The following is a 21,374-nucleotide window of genomic DNA, read 5'->3' on the forward strand; positions in this document are numbered from 1 at the left end:
CACCATGACCCTGAGCCTGCACGCCGTCGCCCGCACCGATGCCGGACTCGTCCGTGAGAACAACGAGGACTCGGCGTTCGCGGGCAGGCGTTTCCTGGCGGTGGCCGACGGTGTCGGCGGCTCCCCGTCAGGCGAGGTGGCCAGCCGGATCGTCATCGAGACCCTGGCCCCGCTGGAGCAGGACGGCACCCGCCACGGCGCCGACGTGCTACTGGCCGAACTCGCCGTGGCCAACCGCCGCATCCGCGAGGCCATCGAGGCCGAACCCGCCATCGACGGTATGGGCACCACGCTCACCGCCGTGCTGCTCGGCCCCGACGACGCGACCCTGCTGCACGTCGGCGACTCCCGGGGCTACCTGGTACGCGGCGGCAGGCTCCGCCAGCTCACCGTCGACGACACGCTGGTCCAGGCGATGGTCGAGCGCGGGCTGCTCGCCCCCGAGGAGGTGCGGCACCACCCGCACCGCTCGATCATCACCCAGGCGGTGCAGGGGCGGGAGTTCACGCCGACGGTCACCACGCTGAACCTGGAGATCGGCGACCGGTTGCTGCTGTGCAGCGACGGCCTGTCCGACATCGTCACCGACGAGGCGCTGGCCGAGGTCCTGGGCGGGTACACCGACGCGGAGGCCATCGCCGACCGGCTGATCAAACTCGCGCTCGCCGCCGGGGCCCCGGACAACGTGACGGTGGTCGTCGCGGACGTCACGGCGTACGCCTTCTGACCGGCTGGGCGGTGGCGCATACCTGTTAGCGTGCCGAACTCATGAAGCCGGAGAAGTCAATCCTGGGTAGGGTCGCGATCTGGTTCGGTGTGGCCGGGCTGGTGCTCTTGATGATCAGCTGCGGCGAGCTGCTGTCGGCCGACGTCGGCGACCGGGGTCAGGAACTGGCGCTGTTGATGGTCAGTCTGTTCGTCCTCACCTGGGCGGTTGTTCTCGCCGTGGGAGAGGCGGTCGTCAGGGAGCTGAAGGAGCAGGAGCTGACCCGTCGGTTGCTGAAGGACGGGAAAGCCGCATAGCGGGCGTCCTGGCATGCTCTGCCGCCGTACTCGGCTGCTGTGCCGAAGATCAAAAGGCCCTCTCCGGTCACCCGGGAGGGCCTTCGACGTGGTGCGTTGGTGGGCCGCCAGGGACTCGAACCCTGAACCTACGGATTAAAAGTCCGCAGCTCTGCCATTGAGCTAGCAGCCCGTGCCCGTCAGGGTACCCGATGACCCCTTTCGCCCCCACCGAGTAGGAGGGGTGCCAGATCTTGCACCTCTTGTCCGTTTCCGAAATTTCGTCAGCTTCTTGAATCCAGACCGGCGCCGCAGGCGAAGCGTGTGTCTCCTCCCGCGTTCCTCCTTGCCGATCGGGCGTCGTCAGGCGGTAGGCGACCTGCGCACCGAAGCGCTTGCGCGACAGCCCGTTCGACAGGTCTGTTGTGGATCTGCGGCTGTGTGCAACGTCGTATCTGATGAATATGCTGCCCGCGACACGGCAGTCACGCCGTAACCAACGGGGAGAGTGACTTCAGCTTGCGCGCAGACAGATTGCTCGCTGCTTCACTGGCAACGATGCTCGCCACTGGTCTCGTCAGCGTCACCGCCGCTCCGGCGAGCGCACAGGAGACTCGCAGCCTCACGCACACAGCCTGGGCGTACACCGATTCACGGGCACCGGGCCAGGCGTTCTTCAACCAGGCAGGACCCGCGCCCGTCGGCGCCTGGACCGGTCCGGACGGCCTCAAGCACAGATCCCGGTCGTATTTCACCTTCGACATCTCGCACCTGCGCGGGACCGTGGTCAGCCGGGCGTTGGTGTCGATCGAGGAGGCGACGCGCCAGAACTGCGAGACACCGCACTATGTCGAACTGTGGCGGGTCGACGCCATCTCAGCTGCGACCACCTGGGACAACGCCCCTCGCCGTCGGGAACTGCTCGGCGTCGCGCAGGTAGGCGGGGAGTCCGGCTGCGCGGGCTGGCTGGGATGGGATGCCATGGCTGCCGTCCAGAAGCTGGCGCAGCGCGACGAGCAGAGCATCACCGTCGAGATGAGGGTTCCTCAGGGCCAGGAGGCCGACCTGCAGCACGGGCGTTCCCTGAAGGTCAACGCCTACCTGGTCGCCGACAGCAACCACGTCCCGACGGTGGTGAAGGTCGGGCTGGAGAAGCCTGACTGGGCCTGCGGGCGGGAGGACAAGCCGGTCCCGGTGACCGGCGGCACGGTGCGCATGATGGCCGACACCGCCGACGTGGACAGCATCGACTACGCGCGGCCGGCGCAGTTCGCGGCCTGGCCGGTGGGTCACGAGGAGCAGCGGGTGGAGCGGAGCGGAGCCGTGTTCTTCCCCCGCACCTCGAAGATCACCTGGAACACGGCGGGGTATCAGGACGGCGCGGTCGTCGCCTGGCAGGCGCGGGCCTTCGACGGCTACGACTACTCGGCCTGGTCCAAGCGCTGCTATATGAAGCTCGACAAAACGGCCCCGGTGGCTCCCACGGTGACCTCGCAGATGTATCCCGACGACGGCCAGCCGCACGGCGGCCAGGGCGTCCCGGGAACGTTCGTGTTCAGCGCCAACGGCTCGGCGGATGTGGTCGGGTTCCACTGGAGGCAGTTCCTCGGACCGGTGCGGTATCTGGCCGCGCCGGCACCGGGCAGCGACGCCACCCTCAAGTGGACCCCGCAGTACGGCGAGTCCTTCTACGTGACCAGCGTCGACGCGGCCGGTAACCAGTCGCCGCAGACGGTGTACACCTTCAAGGTGAACAGCACCGCGCCTACGGCCAACGTGGTCATGGGCGGAGTCGGACTGCCCAGCCGGCTGACGGTCGGCACAAATATCGACACGGTCACCAAGTTCGGCTATAAGGTCGGGGATGCGGCCGAGGTCCGGGTGCCGGCGAACGCCGATCACACCGCCCAGGTCGATTTCGCGTTCCAGCAACTCGGCCTGACCACGGTGCGGGTTCGCAGTTTCGCGGGCAGCCAGCTCGTCGGCGCGATCACGCTGGACGTAGACGTCTCCGACAAGCCCGTCGTCACGGCTTCCGACCCGTTCGGCGTGCTGGACCGCCAGTCGACGTTCGCGTTGCGGCCAGGTCGCTCCGACGTGGTCCAGTACGAGTACTCGATCGGCAGCGGCCCCTTCACCTCGCTGCAGGCGGCAGCCGACGGGTCGGCGACGCTGGCGTGGACCCCGACCGAGGTCGGACAGCAGACGCTGAGTTTCCGCAGTGTCAGCGGGAACGGCACGATCTCTACGACCACCACACAGCTGTTCCAGGTCGTCGACGCCAAGCCGTTCATCCAGTCGGGCAGCTACCCGCAGAACGAGGAGGCCGGTGCCATCGGCATGCCGGGAACCTTCTATCTCGGATCCAGCGTGCCGGGCGCGGTGAGCGTCATCTACCAGTTCAACGACGAGCCCGAGGTGACCATCCCGGCCAGCGTCTACGGCGCCGCCGTCGAGTGGGCGCCGTCGTTCCCGGGCGTCAACGCGCTGACGGCTCGGGCGCTACTGGCCGATGGGACGTTCTCGCCGACCGCGACCTACACGTTCCGGGTCAGCGACCGTCCGTCGGTCTCCTCGGAGGACTACCCGCAGGACGGTGGCGTCGCCCACGGTCAGCCAGGCCAGCCCGGGCGCTTCACGTTCCGCCCGGCCAAGACCGGCGTGGTGGAGTACCGATACAGCTTCTACCCAAGCGACACGTACATCACCGTTCCGGCGGGTCCGGACGGCGTGGCGACACCTGACATCGCGCCGACCCACACCGGGTACAACCTGATGGTCGTGACCGCCGTCTACGCCGACGGTGCCACGAGCGCGTCACGGGAGTACAGCTTCCGGGTGATCGACCCGTTCATCGAGGTGACGAGCACGTACAGCATGTACAGCGCGGCGGGCGGCCTCGGATGGGTTGCCGAGTTCACGCTGCGGTCCGAGCGGACCGACATCGCCACGTACGAGGTCCGGCTCAACGGCGATCCGGTCGTCACGGTGCCCAGCACCGGCTTCTACACCCGGACGCAGTTGACGATGAACCGTAACGGAGAGAACGTCCTCTCCGTTCGGGGCCGGACGGCCAGTGGCGAGTACACACCCCAGACCGACTACCCGTTCCTGGTGGGCACGGCCCCCCTGGTCACCTCGTCCACCTATCCGGCGGAAGGCTACTCCGGCGGGGTGGGGGTGACCGGCGAGTTCACCTTCACCGAGGGTGTGGCCGGTGTGGTCGAGTACGAATACCAGTGGGAGTGGTACGGCGTGCCGACGACGACTCCGGCCGTCGCCGGTGCGGCGACGTTCACCTTCACGCCCACGTCGGCGGGCTACCGCTCGCTCTGGGTACGCGGCCGGTTGGCCGACGGCACGTGGACCGCGTACACCACGCACAACTTCACCGTCAGCTACGGCTGACGGTGCCCTTCCCGATGGCCCGTCCCGACCTGGGGCGGGCCATCGCTGTGGCAGCGCCCGGTGGGAGCGATTCCATGCGTCGGCTATCCGTGCGTATACAAGGATGGAGATCCGGTGTTGTGTTGGCAGCTACAGCTGTGCAAGCATGACACTCGATCGTGTATGGGAGCGCGCCCATGCGATCAACCGCCGAGGGCAACCCAGCAGGGTCGGCGGTGATTACGAGCCGTTTCTGCATGCGCATCGCCCGCCGGGCCGGGTGTCTGTACCACTCATCGGCACTGTGCCGTGGCCGTTCGCGGCCGCGTCCGTGCCGCAGCCGCGTCCCGAGCCGGGTGCGCGGTCACCGCCCAAGGAGATGGCATGAAATTCCCGATCCGGCTGTCCGGAAGGCGCAAGCTCGTCGCGCTGACCGGTGCGAGCACCCTGGTGTTCGCCGGCCTTGTCACGATCCCGGCGACCATGGCGCATGCCGCGCCCGGTTGCGACATCACGTACACCACGAACGACTGGACCGAGGGTGCCGGCAGCGGCGGCTTCACCGGCACCGTGGTCGTCAAGAACACCGGTGACGCGATCACCAACTGGACGCTGAAGTTCGCGTTCCCGGCCGGGCAGACGTTCACCCAGGGCTGGTCGGCGACCTGGAGCGCGTCCGGTGCGAACGTGACCGGCGCCAGCCTGCCCTACAACGGCAGCCTGGCCACGGGCGCGTCGACGACCATCGGCTTCAACGGCCGGTGGACCGGCAGCAACCCGAAGCCGACCGCGTTCACACTGAACAACGTCGCGTGTACGACCGGTGGGGTCACCCCGACGGCGAGCCCGAGCACCCCGGCCAGCCCGAGCGCGTCGCCGAGTGCCAGCGCGAGCCCGAGTGCCAGCCCCAGCGCGTCGGCCAGCCCGAGCGCGAGCCCCAGCACCTCGCCGAGCCCGACGGTGCCCGGCGTGAAGGTCGACAACCCGTACTCGGGTGCGCGCGGCTACGTCAACCCGGAGTGGTCGGCCAAGGCCGCGTCCGTGTCGGGCGGCAGCCGGGTCTCCAACATCTCGACCGCGGTGTGGCTGGACCGGATCGCGGCGATCGCGGGCACGTCGGGCAGCAGCTCGAACGGGTCGATGGGCCTGGCCGACCACCTCGACGAGGCGCTGCGGCAGGCCAACGCGGGTTCCGGTCCGCTGACCGTGCAGTTCGTGATCTACAACCTGCCCGGTCGTGACTGCGCCGCGCTGGCCTCCAACGGCGAGCTGGGCGTGGACGAGCTGCCGCGTTACAAGTCGGAGTACATCGACCCGATCGCGGCGATCATGGGTCAGGCGAAGTACTCGTCGCTGCGCATCGTGGCGATCATCGAGATCGACTCGCTGCCGAACCTGGTCACGAACCTCAACATTCCCAAGTGCCAGACGATGAACAACAACAACGGCTACGTCAACGGCGTCGGCTACGCGCTGAACAAGCTCGGCGCGATCTCGAATGTCTACAACTACATCGACGCCGCCCACCACGGCTGGATCGGCTGGGACACCAACTTCGGCCCGTCGGCGCTGAAGTTCAAGGCCGCCGCCACCGCCGAGGGCAGCACCGTGGACAAGGTGCACGGGTTCATCGCGAACACGGCGAACTACTCGGCGCTGGTCGAGCCGTACTTCACGATCGGTTCGTCGGTCAACGGCACCTCGGTCCGGCAGTCCAAGTGGATCGACTGGAACCAGTACGTCGACGAGCAGTCGTTCGCGCAGGCGTTCCGTACGCGGCTGGTCGCCGAGGGTTTCCCGTCGAACATCGGCATGCTGATCGACACCTCCCGCAACGGCTGGGGCGGCGCGAACCGGCCCACCGCCGCGTCGACGTCGACGAACGTGGACACGTTCATCAACCAGTCGCGGATCGACCGTCGTATCCACGCCGGTAACTGGTGCAACCAGTCCGGCGCGGGTCTGGGCGAGCGTCCCCGGGCCAACCCGGCGACCGGCATCGACGCCTACGTGTGGGTCAAGCCTCCGGGCGAGTCCGACGGCTCGTCGTCGCTGATCCCGAACAACGAGGGCAAGGGCTTCGACCGGATGTGCGACCCGACGTACACCGGCAACGGCCTCAATGGCAACAACCTCACCGGCGCTCTGCCGAACGCCCCGATCTCGGGCGCGTGGTTCTCGGCCCAGTTCGCCGAGCTGATGGCGAACGCCTACCCGCCGCTGTCCTGACTGGCGGCAGATCGATCCGGTGATCTTCTGACCCGGTGATCATGAGAGGCATCCTCCGCGCGGAATTCGCGGGGGATGCCTCTCGGCGTTGCTGGAGTTGATGGTGTTCGATGGGGTGATCGATTTTCGACACATGCGTGATGGCAAGTTTTGCCATGTATCGCTGCCAGAAGTGAATCGGACACAATGGGCAGTCAGTACTCCCGAGCTATCTATGTGTAGCTATCGGACAAATGCCGTATCATGCTGTCTTCATCGAACGTCCATCTCGGAGAAGGTCACGAGTGCGGCCTCGTGGGCGATGCGGGTGACGTCGACTATCTCGACGCCTGCTCCCATGTCGACATGATCGCACCATAGTGACCCTCCGGTTTGGAGTGCTTTAAATCAGACATAATAGTCAAACAATCTACAAAAGAGCGGCGGCGTCGCGCTGGTGCGCGACGCCGCCGCTGTTGGCGAGTGGGGCGGGTCAGCCGGCGAGGCCGACCCGGTCCAGGATCCAGGCCGCGACGAACGCCTCTTCCTTCCAGGCGTCGTAGCGTCCTGACGGGCCGCCGTGCCCGGCGCCCATCTCGGTCTTGAGCAGGTACTCGCCGCGCGGGGCGGTGTGCCGCAGCTCCGCGACCCACTTGGCCGGCTCGCTGTAGCGCACGCGGGTGTCGTTCAGGCTGGTCACCGCGAGGATCGGCGGGTACTCCAGGTCCGCGACGTTCTCGTACGGCGAGTACGCCTTCATGTACGCGTACACCTCGGGGGATTCCAGGGGGTTGCCCCACTCCTCCCACTCGGTGACCGTCAGCGGCAGCGACGGGTCGAGGATCGACGACAGCGGGTCGACGAACGGCACCTGCGCGACGATGCCCGCGAACGCCTCCGGCGCGATGTTGGCGACCGCGCCCATCAGCAGGCCACCGGCCGAGCCGCCGCGCGCGATGATGCGGTCGGGGCTGGTCCAGCCGCTCTTGGCCAGGTGCCGGGCGCACGCGACGAAGTCGGTGAACGTGTTGCGCTTGGCCAGCAGCTTGCCGTCGTCGTACCAGTGGCGGCCCAGCTCGCCGCCGCCGCGCACGTGCGCGACCGCGAACACCACGCCCCGGTCGAGCAGCGACAGGCGCGGGATGGAGAACCACGGATCCATGCTCGACTCGTACGAGCCGTAGCCGTACAGGACCAGCGGCGCGGAGCCGTCGACCGGGGTGCCCGCCTTGCAGACCAGCGAGATCGGCACGCCGGTGTTGTCGTCGGCGGTCGCCCAGACCCGGTGCTGCTCGTAGTGGGCAGGGTCGAACGGCTCGCCGTCCGGGCCGGGCAGCACCGGCTTGCGCTTGCGCAGCAGCAGCTCGCCGGTGGCGACCACGTAGTCGAAGACCGAGTCCGGGGTGACCATCGAGGTGTAGCTCAGGCGCAGCTGGTCGGTCGGGTAGTCGGGGTTGCCGGACAGGCCGACGGTGTAGAGCGGCTCCGGGAAGGTGATGTCGCGCGGCTCGGTGACGGTGGGGACCAGGCGCAGGCCGGTGAGGCCCTCGCGGCGCAGCGACACCACGTACAGGTCGGCGAAGGCGTCCACGCCCTCCAGGCGTACGCCCTGGGTGTGCCCGATCAGCTCCTGCCAGTCGGCCGGGTCCGAGACCGGTGCCTGGGCCAGGGTGAAGTCGGCGGCGTCGCGGTTGTGCAGGATCAGCAGCCGGTCGCCCTGCGGCTCGACGCTGTACTCCAGACCCTGCACGCGCGGGGCGACCACGGTCGGCGCGGCGGTGGGGTCGTCGGCCGGGATCAGCCAGACCTCGCTGGTGACCTTGCTGTGGATGTCGAGCTGGATGAAGCGCTGCGAGCGGGTCAGCTCGACGCCGATCCAGAAGCGCTCGTCGGCCTCCTCCAGCACCAGCGTGTCGTCGCCGGTCGTGCCGACCGCGTGCCGCCACACCCGGTGCGGACGCCAGGCGTCGTCCACGGTCAGGTAGAACAGCTGCGAGCCGTCCACCGACCAGGCGCTGCCGTAGAACGCGCCCTCGATCCTGTCGGGCAGGATCTCGCCCGTGCTCAGGTCCTTGATCTGGAGCGTGAACCGTTCCTCGCCGGTGTAGTCGGTGGAGAAGGCCAGCAGCCGCCCGTCGGGGGTCACGTCGAGCGTGCCCAGGGCGAAGAAGTCGTGCCCGGCGGCCAGCTCGTTGCCGTCGAGCAGGATCTCCTCGTCGGCCGGGGCGGTGCCGTCGGCGGCGATGCTCGGCGGGGCGGTCTCGCCCGGGGCGACCGGGCGGCGGCACTGGATGCCGTACTGCTTTCCGGCCACGGTGCGGGCGTAGTACCAGTACGCGCCCTTGCGGACGGGCACCGACAGGTCGGTCTCCTGGGTACGGCCCTTGATCTCGCCGAACAGCGTCTCGCGCAGCCCGCTCAGGTGCGCGGTGGCACGCTCGGTCCAGGCGTTCTCGGCTTCCAGGTATGCGGTGACCGCCGGGTCGTCCTTCGTCTCCAGCCAGGCATATTCGTCGATGACGTCGTCGCCGTGATGGCTGCGCGTGCTCGCGATCCGCGGTGCGACGGGGGCCGTCTCGGGCCCGTTGGGGAGATCGGAAGTCATGGCGGTAACGCTACCGGCAGCCTGGGTACGAAGGCAGCGGTGATTGCCGGAACCGGCGTTCGACGACTAGTATCGAACATACGTACGAATGAGCTTTGTGCGCTGCGTGAAGATTTCCGTCTCACGTGTCGCCAGCCCGCCTCCGGCGGGGTGAACTGTCAGGAGCGAGCCCTTCAATTTCGGTTGGAGCAGGGGATGACGGCACCGGTGCGTGAGGAATCCGAGCTGGACGAGTTACGGCTGGGCTGCCCCGTGCGCTCGGCGGGCGCGCTGGACGCCGTCGACGGAGCGCTGGTGCGCTGGGTCGCCGCCCCGCGAGACCTCACCGAGGCCGCCGCGCTGATGAGCCGCGCCCACGAGCTGGGGCTGACGGTGCTGCCCCGGGGCAACGGGTCCAAAGCCTGCTGGCTCGACCCGCCGCCGGTCGTCGACCTGCTGGTGGACGTGTCCGACCTCGCCGACCTGCGCTACGACGCCACTACCGAGCAGCTCACGGTCGGCGCGGGGGTGGGCGTGGCGGCCGCGCAGGACGTGCTCGCCCGGTCGGGCCGCCGACTGGCGCTCGACCCGCCGTCGGCTCGCGCGACGTTCGGCGGGGTGCTGGCGGCGGCCGAGTTCGGGCCGCTCACCCACCTCTACGGGCCGCCCGCGGTGCAGGTCGTCGACGCGACCGTGGTGCTGCCCGACGGCACCGTGACCACCGTGGCCGACCGCGCCAAGCTGCTCGGGTCCAGCGTCTTCGACCTGCGCTGGACGCACCCCGGCGGGTCGCACCCGGCGAGCCTGATCGTCGCGGTGACGCTGCAGACCTTCCCGCTCGCCCCGGCCGCGGCCTGGGTGGTCTGTCCTGTTCTGCAACCGCTGCAGGTCGCGACGCTGCGCGACGACGTGCTGGCCGCCAACCTCGCCCCGGCCGCGATCGAGCTGGACATGCCCGGCATCCGCCGCACCCCGCAGGCGGGCGGGCGGCGCGACGCCACCGGCGTGATGGCGGTGCTGCTGGAGGGCTCGGCCGTGGGCCTGGCCGACCGGGGCCGGATGCTGGTGCGCCGCCTCGGCGGGCACGCCTACCTGACCGCGCAGGCCCCGCTGTGGTGGGGCAAGTACCCGTTCCGCCCCGACGAGGTCGCGGTGCGGCTGTACGCGCCCGAGGGCGACCTGCACTCGGTCTGCTACACGCTGGTCGACGCGATCGGGTCGCCGGTGCCGGTGCGCGGCAGCATCGGCGTCGGGCAGGCCTGGGCCGCGGTGCCCGGCGAGCTGCCCGCGGGGCGGCTGGTGTCGGTGCTGGAGACGTTGCGGGAGGTGCTGCTGGCGCGCAGCGGCTCCGCTGTGGTGCAGGCCGCCCCACCGCACCTGCGTGAGCTGCTGGCGCCATACCGCGTGCCATAATTCGTACGCTGTGATCGACTTCAACGAGCCGGTGGGTTATCCGGCAGACGCACCCGCCTCCCAGGAGCTTTTCGACCGGGCGGCGGCGATCGTGCCAGGCGGTGTGAACTCGCCCGTACGGGCGTTCCGCGCCGTCGGGGGCACTCCGCGCTTCATGGTTCGCGGCGAGGGCCCCTGGCTCTTCGACGCGGACGGCCGCCGCTACGTGGACCTCGTCTGCTCGTGGGGCCCGCTGCTGCTCGGCCACGCCCACCCCGAGGTCGTCGCCGCCATCCAGGCCGCCGCCGCCCGGGGCACCAGTTTCGGCACGCCCACCCCGGGCGAGGTCGAGCTGGCCGAGGAGCTGGTCTCGCGTACCTCCGCCCAGCAGATCAGGCTGGTCAACTCGGGCACCGAGGCGACCATGTCGGCGATCCGGCTGGCTCGTGGGTTCACCGGCCGCACCAAGATCGTCAAGTTCGCGGGCTGCTACCACGGCCACGTCGACGCGCTGCTGGCCGCGGCCGGTTCCGGCGTCGCGACGCTGGGGCTGCCCGACTCGCCCGGCGTGACCGGCGCGGGCGCGTCCGAGACGATCGTGCTCAAGTACAACGACCTCGACGCGGTGGCGCAGGCCTTCGAGACGCACGGCGCGGACATCGCCGCCGTCATCACCGAGGCCGCCGCGGGCAACATGGGCGTGGTCGCGCCACTGCCCGGCTACAACGCGGGGCTGGCCGAGATCGCACACCGGCACGGGGCGCTGCTCATCATGGACGAGGTGATGACCGGGTTCCGGGTGTCGCGCTCCGGCTGGCAGGGCCTGGAGCCGGTCGACGCCGACCTGTGGACGTTCGGCAAGGTCATGGGCGGCGGGCTGCCCGCCGCGGCGTTCGGCGGCCGCGCCGACGTGATGTCGAAGCTGGCCCCGGCCGGGCCGGTCTACCAGGCGGGCACGCTGTCGGGCAACCCGCTGGCCTGCGCCGCCGGGCTGGCCACGCTGCGGCTGGCCGACGACGCGCTGTACGCCAGACTCGACGCCACCGCCGCGACCATCGGCCAGCTCGCCTCGAAGGCGCTGGCCGGGGCGGGCGTGCCGCACCGGCTGGCCACCGCGGGCAGCATGTTCTCGATCTTCTTCACCGACGCCGAGGTGCGCGACTACGACGACGCCCGGCGGCAGAACGCCGCCGCGTTCAAGGCGTTCTTCCACAGCATGCTGTCGCAGGGCGTCTACCTGCCGCCCAGCGCGTTCGAGTCGTGGTTCGTCTCGGGCGCCATCGACGACGACGCCCTAGACCACATCGCCGCCGCCCTGCCGGGCGCGGCCAGGGCGGCGGCAGCAGCGTCATGATCGAGCGTCGCGAGAGCACCATGTCGCCGTCGGTGCCGCATCGTCGATCGCCCGGAGCGTGATCGGTGATGCGGACGATCGTTCACCTGCTGCGGCACGGTGAGGTGCAGAACCCCGCCAAGATCCTGTACGGGCGGCTGCCGGGCTTCCAGCTCAGCGGCCTCGGCCAGCAGATGGCGAAGGCGGCCGCCACGGCGCTGGCCGACCGGGACGTCACCTACCTGGTGTCCAGCCCGCTGGAACGGGCCCAGCAGACCGCCCAGCCGTTCGCCGAGCAACTCGGCCTCGACGTGCACCTCGACCCGAACCTGGTCGAGAGCGGCAACTACTTCGAGGGCATGCGGGTCGGCGCTGGAGACGGCGCGCTGCGTGATCCGCGCCACTGGTGGGTGCTGCGCAACCCGCTGACCCCGAGCTGGGGCGAGCCGTACCGGCTGATCGCGGCCCGGATGATCCTGGCCATGGACGCCGCCCGCGAGCACGCCCGCGGGCACGAGGCGGTCTGCGTGTCGCACCAGCTTCCGATCTGGACCCTGCGCATGGCCATGGAGGGCAAGCGGCTCTGGCACGACCCGCGCCGCCGCCAGTGCGGGCTGGCCAGCCTGACCTCGTTCGTCTTCGAAGGTGATCAGTTGGCGCAGATCACATACTCCGAGCCGGCAGCCCACCTGGGGACCGGAGCCGGGCGCGGGGCATGATGGGGCGCGTGACATCACGCCCCCGCACCCGCCGTGCCGTGCTGGCGACCGCCGTGGCCGGGCTGGCCACGGTCGCGCTCGCCGCCTGCGGTGACGACGAGCGGCCGCCCGCCGTCGGCGACGTGCTGCGCTTCCCGCCGGCCGAGCGCAAGGCGGCCCCCGCGGTCACCGGCGAGCTGCTCGACGGCGGCGCGTACGACATGGCCGACAAGCGCGGCAGCGTGGTCGTCGTGAACTTCTGGGCGAGCTGGTGCGCGCCCTGCCGCCTGGAGGCCGCCGACCTGGAGCAGATCGCCAAGGACACCGCCGCCTCGGGCGTGGTCTTCCTCGGCATCAACAACCGGGACGACCGGGACAAGGCCAAGGCGTTCGTGGCCGCCCGCAACTCCTACCCGAGCATCTTCGATCCGGGCGGCCGGCTGTCGCTGCGCTTCGTCGACGTGCCCCCGGTGTCCACCCCCTCGACGCTGATCATCGACCGGCAGGGCCGGGTCGCGGCCGTGCTGCGCAAGGCGACCAACGCCGCCGAGCTGGGCCCTATCGTGCGCGAACTCGCCGCCGAGCAGGCCGGCTGATGAACCGTGGCTGAGGAACGCTGATGGGTGAGGACTTCGCGGCCGTCGTCAACGGCGGCCCGCTGCTGCTGGCGGTCGCCGTCGCGGCGCTCGCCGGGCTGGCCAGCTTCCTGTCGCCGTGCGTGCTGCCGCTGGTGCCGGGCTACCTGTCGTACGTGACCGGCCTGGTCGGGGCCGACCTCGACGCCACGCTCGGCGACGACCGCACCGGGCTGGGCAAGGCCCGGCGCGGCCGGGTGCTGGCCGGGGTGCTGCTGTTCATCGCCGGGTTCGCCGTCGTCTTCCTCACCACCACGATCGTCGCCGCGCAGATCGGCCGCGTGCTGCTCACCTACGAGCGGGCGCTGCAGGTCGGCATCGGCGCGCTGATCGTGCTGTTCGGCCTGGCGTTCGTCGGGGTCATCCCCGGCCTGGAGAACGAGAAGCGCATCCAGCGGCTGCCGCAGGCCGGGCTGTGGGGGGCCCCGGTGTTCGGCGCGGTGTTCGCGCTGAGCTGGGTGCCGTGCCTGTCGCCGACGCTCGGGGCGGTCGGGCTGCTCGCCAGCGCGTACGGGGACACCGGCCGGGCCGTGGTGCTGGGCCTGGCCTACTGCCTCGGCATCGGCATCCCGTTCATCGTGCTCGGGCTCGGCATGCGCAAACTGACCGGGGTGGTCGGCTTCATCCGGCGCAACTCGCGCTGGGTCACCCGGTTCGGCGGCGCGCTGCTGATCCTCGTCGGCCTCGCCCTCATGACCGGGGCCTGGGGCGACTTCATCATCTGGCTGCGGGTCACCTTCGGAGCCGGGGAGATCTCCATATGAGGCAGCGCATGTCATGCCGCAGGAGCGGCGCATGAGCGTCACCGAAGCAGCCGTCGAGCTGCCGCCCGCGGGCGAGCCGCCGCGTCGGCGTACCCCCTGGGTGGTCGCGGCCGGATGGGCCGCGGCGCGCAACGGGTGGCGGCAGCTCACCAGCATGCGCACCGCGCTGATGCTGCTGTTCCTGCTGGCCGTCGCGGCGATTCCGGGCTCGGTCCTGCCGCAGCGCTCGGTCAAGGTCGAGGACGTGCAGCGCTTCTACGCCGCCAACCCGAACCTCGCGCCGGTGCTCGACCGGCTGTGGGGCTTCGAGGTGTACGCCTCGCCGTGGTTCGCCGCGATCTACCTGCTCCTGTTCACGTCGCTGGTCGGCTGCATCACGCCGCGCCTGCGTGACCACGCCCGGGCACTGCGCACCGCGCCGCCGGACGCGCCCAAGGTCCTCGAACGGCTGCCGAAGTCGGCGCTGTTGGCCACGCCCGTGGACGAGGCGGCGGCGAAGGCCGTGCTGCGCGGCTGGCGCACCGTGCGCCGCGAGCACGCCGACGGCACGATCACCCTGGCCGCCGAGAAGGGCTACCTGAAGGAGGCCGGCAACCTGCTGTTCCACAGCTCGCTGCTGGTCATCCTGGTCGGTGTCGGGCTCGGCTCGCTGTGGGGCTGGCATGCCGGGCGGCTCATCGTCGCCGGGCCGGAGCAGGTCTTCTGCAACACGGTGCAGCAGTACGACGACTTCGGGCTCGGGCCGCGCGTCACCGCGGGGGACCTGCCCGACTTCTGCCTGGAACTGACCGACTTCCGCGCCGAGTACCGCGCGGACGGCATGCCGATCTCGTTCGCCGCCGACGTCACCGCCAGCGACTCCGCGCACGGCGACCTGGGCCGCCACACGTTCGCCGTGAACCACCCGCTGCGCCTGGACGGCGCGAACGTGTACCTGCTCGGCCACGGGTACGCCCCCGTGCTGCGCTACACCGACGCCGCCGGGGTGACCCAGGAGACGGTCGCGCCGTTCCCGTTCACCGACCCGACGCTGACCAGCGAGGGTGTGGCCGCGTTCCCCGACGCCAACGGCAGCGACAAGACGAAGCAGATGGCGTTCTCCGGGACGTACCTGCCGACCAAGGACGGGCCGCCCTACCTGCGCTCGGACCATCCCGAGGAGCGCAACCCGGCGCTCATGCTCGTCGCCTACCGCGGCGACCTGGGGCTGGACGCGGGCATCCCGAGTTCGGTCTACGACCTCGACCAGCGCCAGCTCGACGCCGGACGGCTGAAGAAGTACGGCGAGGCCAAGCTGATGCGCATCGGCGAGACCTGGACCCTGGAAGACGGCAGCAAGCTCCAGTTCACCGGCACCCGGCAGTGGATCACCGTGTCGATCCGGCACGACCCCGGCGAGCCGATCGTGCTCACCGGCGCGATCCTGCTGCTGGTCGGCCTGCCGCTGTCGCTGTACGGCAAGCGCCGCCGCGTCTGGCTGCGGCTGCGCCCCGACGGCACCGCCGAGGCGGGCGGCCTGCCCCGCACCGAGTACCCCGGTTTCGAAGACGAGTTCCGTTCCCTGGTCGAGAGGTGGCAACGGTAGTGGCAGAACTGTCCGACGGCCTTCTGGTCGTCACCCTGCTTTCGTACCTGGCCGCGATGCTGCTGCACGCGGGCGAGTACGCGTTCGGCGACCGCGGCCGGATCGCGAACGCGGCCACCGCGGCGGCCGTCCCCGCGAAGGAGCTGGTCGGCGCGGGTGCGCCGGTCGTCACCCCGGCCCCGCACGGCTACGCGGCCCCGACGGTCACCGCACCGGACGACGCCGCACCCGGCGCCTCCCGGTCGCGGGCCGCGTGGCTCGGGCCCGCCGCCGTCGGCGCGACGATCCTCGGCGTGGCCGCGCACGTGATCACCGTGGTGAGCCGGGGCATCGCCGCCGAGCGGCTGCCGTTCGGCAACATGTACGAGTTCGTGCTGTCGATCACCGCGCTGGGCGGGGTCATCTGGCTGGGCACCCTGTACTTCCAGCGGCAGGTGCGCCACCTGGGCCTGTTCGTGATGCTGTTCGAGGTGCTGCTCGTCGGCGTGGCCGGGATGATCCTCTACACGCCGGTCGGGCCGCTGGTCCCGGCGCTGGACTCGTACTGGTTCGGCATCCACATCGGTGCGGTGATCACCTCGTCGAGCCTGTTCATGGTCGCGGGCGCGGCCTCGATCATGTACCTGGTCCGGACCGGCTGGGACGACGGCAAGCGCGGCTTCCTGTACGCGTTCGGCGGGCGCCTGGCCAATGCCGAGGCCGTCGAGCGGCTGTCGTTCCGGCTGCACGCGTTCGCGTTCCCGATCTGGACCTTCGGGGTGACCGCGGGCGCGATCTGGGCCGAGGTCGCGTGGGGGCGCTACTGGGGCTGGGACCCGAAGGAGGTCTGGGCGTTCATCTCCTGGGTCGTCTACGCGGGTTACCTGCACGCGCGGGCCACGCCCAGCATCAAGCGCTCCACGGCGGCCTGGATCGCCGTCATCGGCTTCCTGACGATGATGATGAACCTGTTCGGCGTGAACATCTTCTTCACCGGCCTGCACTCCTACGGCGGCGTGTAGCCGCCCCGGCCTCCTCAGCCCTGAGGAAACCGCTTCCGATCCTGACCGGCGGCGGTCACCAGAGGCGGTCGATGAGGCCGGGGTGGAGGGCGATGCGGGAGTGGGTGAACGTCGTCGCGTGTGATCGGGCGAGGGGCGTGCAGAAGTCGGCCATCGTCACCTTGTCGAACCGGTCGCTGGGGAACGGGTCGTCGGCCGTGCCGCCGATGAGCACCGCGCCGGGTAGCAGGTGCCAGCCCGCGCTCTCGTAGAAGCCCTGCAACTCCCGGTCACAGGTGAAGATGCCCAGGTCCGCGCCGCTGAGCCGGATCGCCTCGCGTGCGTGGGCGACCAGAAGGCGGCCGTACCCCCGGCCCCTGTGAGCCGCCCCGGTGACCACCCGGCTCAGACCTCGGGCGCGGTAGCTTCGGCCACCGTGCTCGACGTCCTTCGACAGCACGTCGAGACTTGAGAGCACCGTGCCGCCGTCGTCGACCAGCAGCATCGTCTCGGGATCGAGCGCCGGATCGTGCCAGTCGTCGCTGTCGGGGTCGATGTCTGCGGCGGTGGTGGTCGGTGGCCAGGCCTGGGCTTGCAGCGCCAGGGCCTGGGCTCGCAGGGCCGCCGGGGTCTGCCGCTCGGGGAAGGTGACGATCCGCACGAGGCCGAAGGCTAGCCCAGCCTTCGCGGGTCAGCAGGTGGTGGTGGTCCAGGAGGTGTACGGGCGCTGCCAGTCGAGGCAGTAGGTGGCGAAGTCGGCGCCGGGCACGGTGGGGACGTCGCCGTTCCAGGGGCGCAACGGGCCGGTGGGCGCGGACTTGAGCTGGACGTTGTCGATGGCCAGCCGGGGGATGACGACGGTGCCGGGGTCGGCGGGGTCGCCGTGGACCTCGACGTACTGCTCGATCTCGGCGAGGCCGGTCAGCGGCAGCGGTTGCTGGGTGAGCAGGTTCCAGCGCTCGCCCCACCACAACCACGCCTGCCAGACCGGCCGGTCACCGGTGGTCTCCGTCTGCAGGTGCAGCCACAGCCGGTCGCCCGGGTTCACCGCGTACTGGTCGTAGAAGGCCCAGGCGCGGGTGGCCGTGTCGTAGGTGTAGACGCGCTGGCGGGAGTTGCCGGTCCAGCCGGTCTCGGTCCAGCCGACCTCCAGCCAGGCCTGCTCGCTGCCGTGGCCCGCCTTGGCCATGAACCGCGCCGCCACGAAGTCGTACGTGTTCTGGCGCACGTCGGCGTCGCCGACCTCGATCCGCCCGAGCACCCCGGACCAGCGGCCACGGGTAGTCGCGCCGAGGTGGTGGTAGCCGGGGCTGGGCACGGCGTGCGCGACCGGCTGGACCACGGTGGCGTACGAGCGGCATGCGCCCGGCGAGGTCAGGCTCGGCGGCCCGGTGGGCGCGGAGGTGGAGGCGGGGCGGCCGGCGGGGCACTCGGGCATGGTGCCGCTGGTCGCGCCGGGGGCGCATCCGGCGGCGAGCGCCAGCAGCGCCACCGCCAGCAGGCGGGTGAGGCGGGGGTTCACATCCCGGTCAACCGGTCCGGCGGGGCGCTGGTGACGATGGCGTACGCCGCAGCGCGTCGCCCCTCCCCGGGGGAGTGACGGGGCAGATGCGAGGATGCCAGCATGGCGGCACCGCGTTTCCCGTTCGACGACCTGCAGGGCTTCCTCGGCGCGCTGGAGCGGGCCGGGGAGTTGCACCGGGTCACCACCCCCGTCGATCCGACGCTGGAGATCAGCGAGATCGTCACCCGTACCGTGCGGGCCAAGGGCCCTGCGCTGCTGTTCGAGAAGCCGACCCGTGGCGTGATGCCGCTCGCGATCAACATCTTCGGCAGCGAGCGACGCATGGCGATGGCGCTGGGCGTGCAGGACTTCGACGAGATCGGGGCCCGCATCGGCGAGCTGGCCAAGCCGGAGCTGCCGCAGGGGTTCAGCGGCATGATGGACGGCCTCGGCAAGATCATGCAGCTGAAGTCGCTGCCGCCGAAGAAGGTGAAGAGCGCGCCCTGCCAGGAGGTCGTGCTCAAGGGCGACGAGGTCGACCTCAACATGCTGCCCGGCCTCGTCATGTGGCCGGGTGACGGCGGCATCTACCACAACTACGGGTTGACCCATACCAAGCACCCGGAAACCGGTAAGCGCAACCTTGGCCTGTACCGGCTGCAGCAGCACTCGCACAACTCGGTCGGCATGCACTGGCAGATTCACAAGGACTCGACCGCGCACCACGCCGTCGCGGAGCGCCGCGGCGAGCGGCTGCCGGTCGCGATCGCGTTCGGTGCGGACCCGGTGGTGTCGTACGCGGCGAGCGCGCCGCTGCCCGGTGACATCGACGAGTACCTGTTCGCCGGGTTCCTGCGCGGCGAGCGGGTGGAGCTGGTCGACTGCCTGACCGTGCCGCTGCAGGTGCCCGCGAGCGCGAACGTGATCCTGGAGGGCTGGGTCGAGCCCGGCGAGCGGCTGCCCGAGGGCCCGTTCGGCGACCACACCGGCTTCTACACGCCGGTCGAGCCGTTCCCGGTGCTGCACGTCGAGTGCATGACGATGCGCCGCGACCCGATCTACCACTCGATCATCACGAGCAAGCCGCCGCAGGAGGACGGGCCGATCGGCCTGGCCACCGAGCGCATCTTCCTGCCGCTGATCAAGATCCTGGTGCCGGACATCGTGGACTACCACATGCCCGAGGCGGGCGTGTTCCACAACTGCCTGGTCGTGGCGATCAACAAGCGCTACCCGAAGCACGCGCAGAAGGTGATGAGCGCTGTCTGGGGCGCGCACCTGCTCAGCCTCACCAAGCTGATCGTGGTGGTGGACGACGACTGCGACCCGCGCGATCTGACCGAGGTCGCGTTCCGGGCCTTCGGCAACGTCGACTACGCGCACGACCTGGTGCTCACGCAGGGACCCGTCGACCACCTCGACCACGCGTCGTACCAGCAGTTCTGGGGCGGCAAGGCCGGCGTCGACGCCACCCGCAAGCTGCCCACCGAGGGCTACACGCGCGGCTGGCCGGAGGAGATGCGGATGGCCCCCGAGGTCGTCGCGAAGGTCGACAAGCGCTGGAAGGAGTACGGGTTCCCGGAGAACCCGTCGCGGAAGGGATGGCGCAAGTGAGCACCGCGTCGCGTGACGTCGCCGCGTCCGGCCCCGCGCTCAAGGAGCCGGGCCGGGTCAAGGCGTTCCTGAAGCTGGTCGCGATCGAGCACTCGGTGTTCGCGCTGCCCTTCGCGTACCTGTCGGCGCTGGTCGCGATGGACCGGACGCTGCACCGCGTGGACTGGCTCACGCTGCTGCTGATCACGGTCGCGATGGTCGGGGCGCGCACCTTCGCCATGGCCGCGAACCGGATCATCGACCGGCACATCGACGCGCGCAACCCGCGTACCGCCCAGCGTGAACTGGTCACCGGCGCGGTGAGCGTGCGTACGGCCTGGCTCGGCGCGGCCGTGGCACTGGTCGTGTTCATGGGGGCGGCGCTCGCGCTCAACCCGCTGTGCGCGCTGCTCGCCCCGCTGGCCGTGGTGCCGCTGGTGCTGTACCCGTACGGCAAGCGTTTCACCGACTGGCCGCACGCGATCCTCGCGCTCGCGCAGGCGGTCGGGCCGATCGGGGCGTGGCTGGCGGTCACCGGCACCTTCGCCGGGTCCGGCCCGGCCTGGCTGCTCGGCCTCGCGGTGGGGCTGTGGATCGGCGGCTTCGACCTGATCTACGCCTGCCAGGACGCCGACGTCGACCGGCAGATCGGCGTGCGCAGCGTGCCCGCCCGCTACGGGGTGCGCAACGCGCTGCTGATCTCCACGCTCACCCACGTGGTGACGTTCGCGCTGTTCGTGGCGTTCGGGGTGTGGGTCGGCCTGGGCTGGCCGTGGTGGATCGGGCTGGCGCTGACCGCGGCCGCGTTCGGCTACCAGCACGTCATCGTTACCCCGACCGACCTGTCCAAGGTCAACCGGGCCTTCTTCACCGCCAACGGTTTCGTCGGCATCGCCCTGTTCGTCTTCGCCGTCGTGGCGCTGGTCGTCTAGACGTCGGTCCGGGTCTGGCCGGCGGGCCTTGATCGCTGTTTCGTGTCCAAAAGTCGGGTCTGACTTTCTGGCACGAAACGACGATCATGCGGTGGGCCTACGGCGCGCCGCGCGGGCGGGTGCGGTCAGCGGGTGCCGAGGTGGCCGGTCCAGCGGGTGAGCAGGGTGTGGGGGACGGCGGCGGCGTCGAGGACCTTGCCCGCGACGAAGTCGATGAGCTGCTGGGCCTGGGCGTTCGCGCCGCTGCCGTAGAAGCCGGGGCTGGCGGGCAGGACGACCGCGCCGGAGTCGATCAGCTCGACCAGGTGCAGCAGGTGGCTGCGGGTCACCGGCGTCTCCCGGGGCACGATCACGACCGGGCGGCGCTCCTTGAGGTTCACCTCGGCCGCCCGCTGCAGCAGGTCCTTGGACAGCCCCAGCGCGATGCCGGCGCACGCGGCGGTCGAGGCCGGGACGACGATCATGCCCTTGGCCCGGTACGAGCCGCTGCTGGGTCCCGCCGCGAGGTCCCCGGCAGGCCAGTAGCGCAGGTCGGCGCCGTCGAGTGGGGCGTCGAGCCAGGCGGCGAGGTCTTCGCGCCAGTGCGCGTCGCGGAACGCGTGCCCGGTCTCGTCGAGGATGGTCAGCCGGGCCGCCCGGGACACGACGAGGTCCACCGCCTCACCGGCCGCGCACAGCCCGCGCAGCACCGCCGCGGCGTACGGGGTCCCGGACGCCCCCGACACCCCGAGGATCCAGGGCGTACGCGGCGTTTCGTCGGCAGGCACACTTCGACCC

Annotated in this window: 17 protein-coding genes and 1 tRNA gene; 13 read left to right on the forward strand and 5 right to left on the reverse strand. The window is 70.5% G+C overall.

Going from position 1 to position 21,374, the window contains the following annotated elements; genetic code table 11:
• Window positions 1–4: 4 nt before the first annotated feature.
• Complete coding sequence (locus HAV40_RS13830; protein ID WP_166381365.1) at window positions 5–727, forward strand: PP2C family protein-serine/threonine phosphatase; 723 nt, start codon at window positions 5–7, stop codon at window positions 725–727.
• A 41-nt stretch (window positions 728–768) separates the two neighbouring features.
• On the forward strand, window positions 769–1,023 hold the full coding sequence (locus HAV40_RS13835) for a hypothetical protein (protein WP_166381366.1): 255 nt from the start codon (window positions 769–771) through the stop codon (window positions 1,021–1,023).
• 97 nt (window positions 1,024–1,120) lie between these two features.
• Here HAV40_RS13835 and HAV40_RS13840 read toward each other — a convergent pair.
• A tRNA-Lys gene (locus HAV40_RS13840) sits at window positions 1,121–1,195 on the reverse strand.
• Window positions 1,196–1,560: 365 nt separating this feature from the next.
• Between HAV40_RS13840 and HAV40_RS13845 the strand changes: the two genes are divergently transcribed.
• Both HAV40_RS13845 and HAV40_RS13850 read left to right on the forward strand, forming a co-directional pair.
• Window positions 1,561–4,410, forward strand: a complete 2,850-nt coding sequence (locus tag HAV40_RS13845; protein ID WP_239086050.1) for a hypothetical protein — start codon at window positions 1,561–1,563, stop codon at window positions 4,408–4,410.
• A 363-nt stretch (window positions 4,411–4,773) separates the two neighbouring features.
• Window positions 4,774–6,618 (forward strand): glycoside hydrolase family 6 protein, encoded by a 1,845-nt coding sequence (locus tag HAV40_RS13850; RefSeq protein ID WP_166381368.1) that lies wholly within the window; start codon window positions 4,774–4,776, stop codon window positions 6,616–6,618.
• A 472-nt stretch (window positions 6,619–7,090) separates the two neighbouring features.
• Here HAV40_RS13850 and HAV40_RS13855 read toward each other — a convergent pair whose 3' ends face one another.
• A complete protein-coding gene (locus HAV40_RS13855) occupies window positions 7,091–9,202 on the reverse strand; it encodes a S9 family peptidase (RefSeq protein ID WP_166381369.1) in 2,112 nt (703 codons plus the stop codon).
• Between the two features lie 207 nt (window positions 9,203–9,409).
• Between HAV40_RS13855 and HAV40_RS13860 the strand changes: the two genes are divergently transcribed.
• The 7 genes from HAV40_RS13860 (at window position 9,410) to ccsB (ending at window position 16,589) form a co-directional block, all read left to right on the forward strand.
• On the forward strand, window positions 9,410–10,594 hold the full coding sequence (locus tag HAV40_RS13860) for an FAD-binding oxidoreductase (protein WP_166381370.1): 1,185 nt from the start codon (window positions 9,410–9,412) through the stop codon (window positions 10,592–10,594).
• Between the two features lie 10 nt (window positions 10,595–10,604).
• Complete coding sequence (gene hemL, locus HAV40_RS13865) at window positions 10,605–11,927, forward strand: glutamate-1-semialdehyde 2,1-aminomutase (protein WP_166381371.1); 1,323 nt, start codon at window positions 10,605–10,607, stop codon at window positions 11,925–11,927.
• 68 nt (window positions 11,928–11,995) lie between these two features.
• Entirely contained in the window at window positions 11,996–12,625 is a 630-nt protein-coding gene (locus HAV40_RS13870; protein ID WP_166381372.1) for a histidine phosphatase family protein, read from the forward strand.
• Between the two features lie 8 nt (window positions 12,626–12,633).
• Window positions 12,634–13,200, forward strand: coding sequence for a TlpA family protein disulfide reductase (locus HAV40_RS13875; protein ID WP_239086049.1), 567 nt, complete (start codon window positions 12,634–12,636; stop codon window positions 13,198–13,200).
• A 23-nt stretch (window positions 13,201–13,223) separates the two neighbouring features.
• The gene (locus HAV40_RS13880) at window positions 13,224–14,003 is read left to right on the forward strand and encodes a cytochrome c biogenesis CcdA family protein (protein ID WP_166381373.1); all 780 of its coding nucleotides are present in this window, start codon (window positions 13,224–13,226) and stop codon (window positions 14,001–14,003) included.
• Window positions 14,004–14,034: 31 nt separating this feature from the next.
• Window positions 14,035–15,588 carry a cytochrome c biogenesis protein ResB gene (resB, locus tag HAV40_RS13885; RefSeq protein WP_166381374.1) on the forward strand — a complete coding sequence of 518 codons (1,554 nt, stop codon included), beginning with the start codon at window positions 14,035–14,037 and terminating at the stop codon, window positions 15,586–15,588.
• The gene (ccsB, locus tag HAV40_RS13890; protein ID WP_166381375.1) at window positions 15,588–16,589 is read left to right on the forward strand and encodes a c-type cytochrome biogenesis protein CcsB; all 1,002 of its coding nucleotides are present in this window, start codon (window positions 15,588–15,590) and stop codon (window positions 16,587–16,589) included. The genes resB and ccsB overlap by 1 nt, the downstream gene beginning before the upstream one ends.
• A 55-nt stretch (window positions 16,590–16,644) precedes the next feature.
• Here the strand turns inward: ccsB and HAV40_RS13895 are convergent, their stop codons facing one another.
• On the reverse strand, window positions 16,645–17,229 hold the full coding sequence (locus tag HAV40_RS13895) for a GNAT family N-acetyltransferase (RefSeq protein ID WP_166381376.1): 585 nt from the start codon (window positions 17,227–17,229) through the stop codon (window positions 16,645–16,647).
• Between the two features lie 30 nt (window positions 17,230–17,259).
• Entirely contained in the window at window positions 17,260–18,090 is an 831-nt protein-coding gene (locus HAV40_RS13900; RefSeq protein ID WP_239086048.1) for a hypothetical protein, read from the reverse strand.
• Window positions 18,091–18,192: 102 nt separating this feature from the next.
• Between HAV40_RS13900 and HAV40_RS13905 the strand changes: the two genes are divergently transcribed.
• On the forward strand, window positions 18,193–19,686 hold the full coding sequence (locus tag HAV40_RS13905; protein ID WP_166381377.1) for a menaquinone biosynthesis decarboxylase: 1,494 nt from the start codon (window positions 18,193–18,195) through the stop codon (window positions 19,684–19,686).
• On the forward strand, window positions 19,683–20,597 hold the full coding sequence (mqnP, locus tag HAV40_RS13910; RefSeq protein WP_239086047.1) for a menaquinone biosynthesis prenyltransferase MqnP: 915 nt from the start codon (window positions 19,683–19,685) through the stop codon (window positions 20,595–20,597). Before HAV40_RS13905 ends, mqnP begins: the two co-directional genes overlap by 4 nt.
• A gap of 125 nt (window positions 20,598–20,722) precedes the next feature.
• Here the strand turns inward: mqnP and HAV40_RS13915 are convergent, their stop codons facing one another.
• Complete coding sequence (locus HAV40_RS13915) at window positions 20,723–21,364, reverse strand: UbiX family flavin prenyltransferase (protein ID WP_166381379.1); 642 nt, start codon at window positions 21,362–21,364, stop codon at window positions 20,723–20,725.
• Window positions 21,365–21,374 lie beyond the last annotated feature (10 nt).

Source organism: Catellatospora methionotrophica (assembly GCF_011297335.1).
Lineage (GTDB): Bacteria > Actinomycetota > Actinomycetes > Mycobacteriales > Micromonosporaceae > Catellatospora > Catellatospora methionotrophica.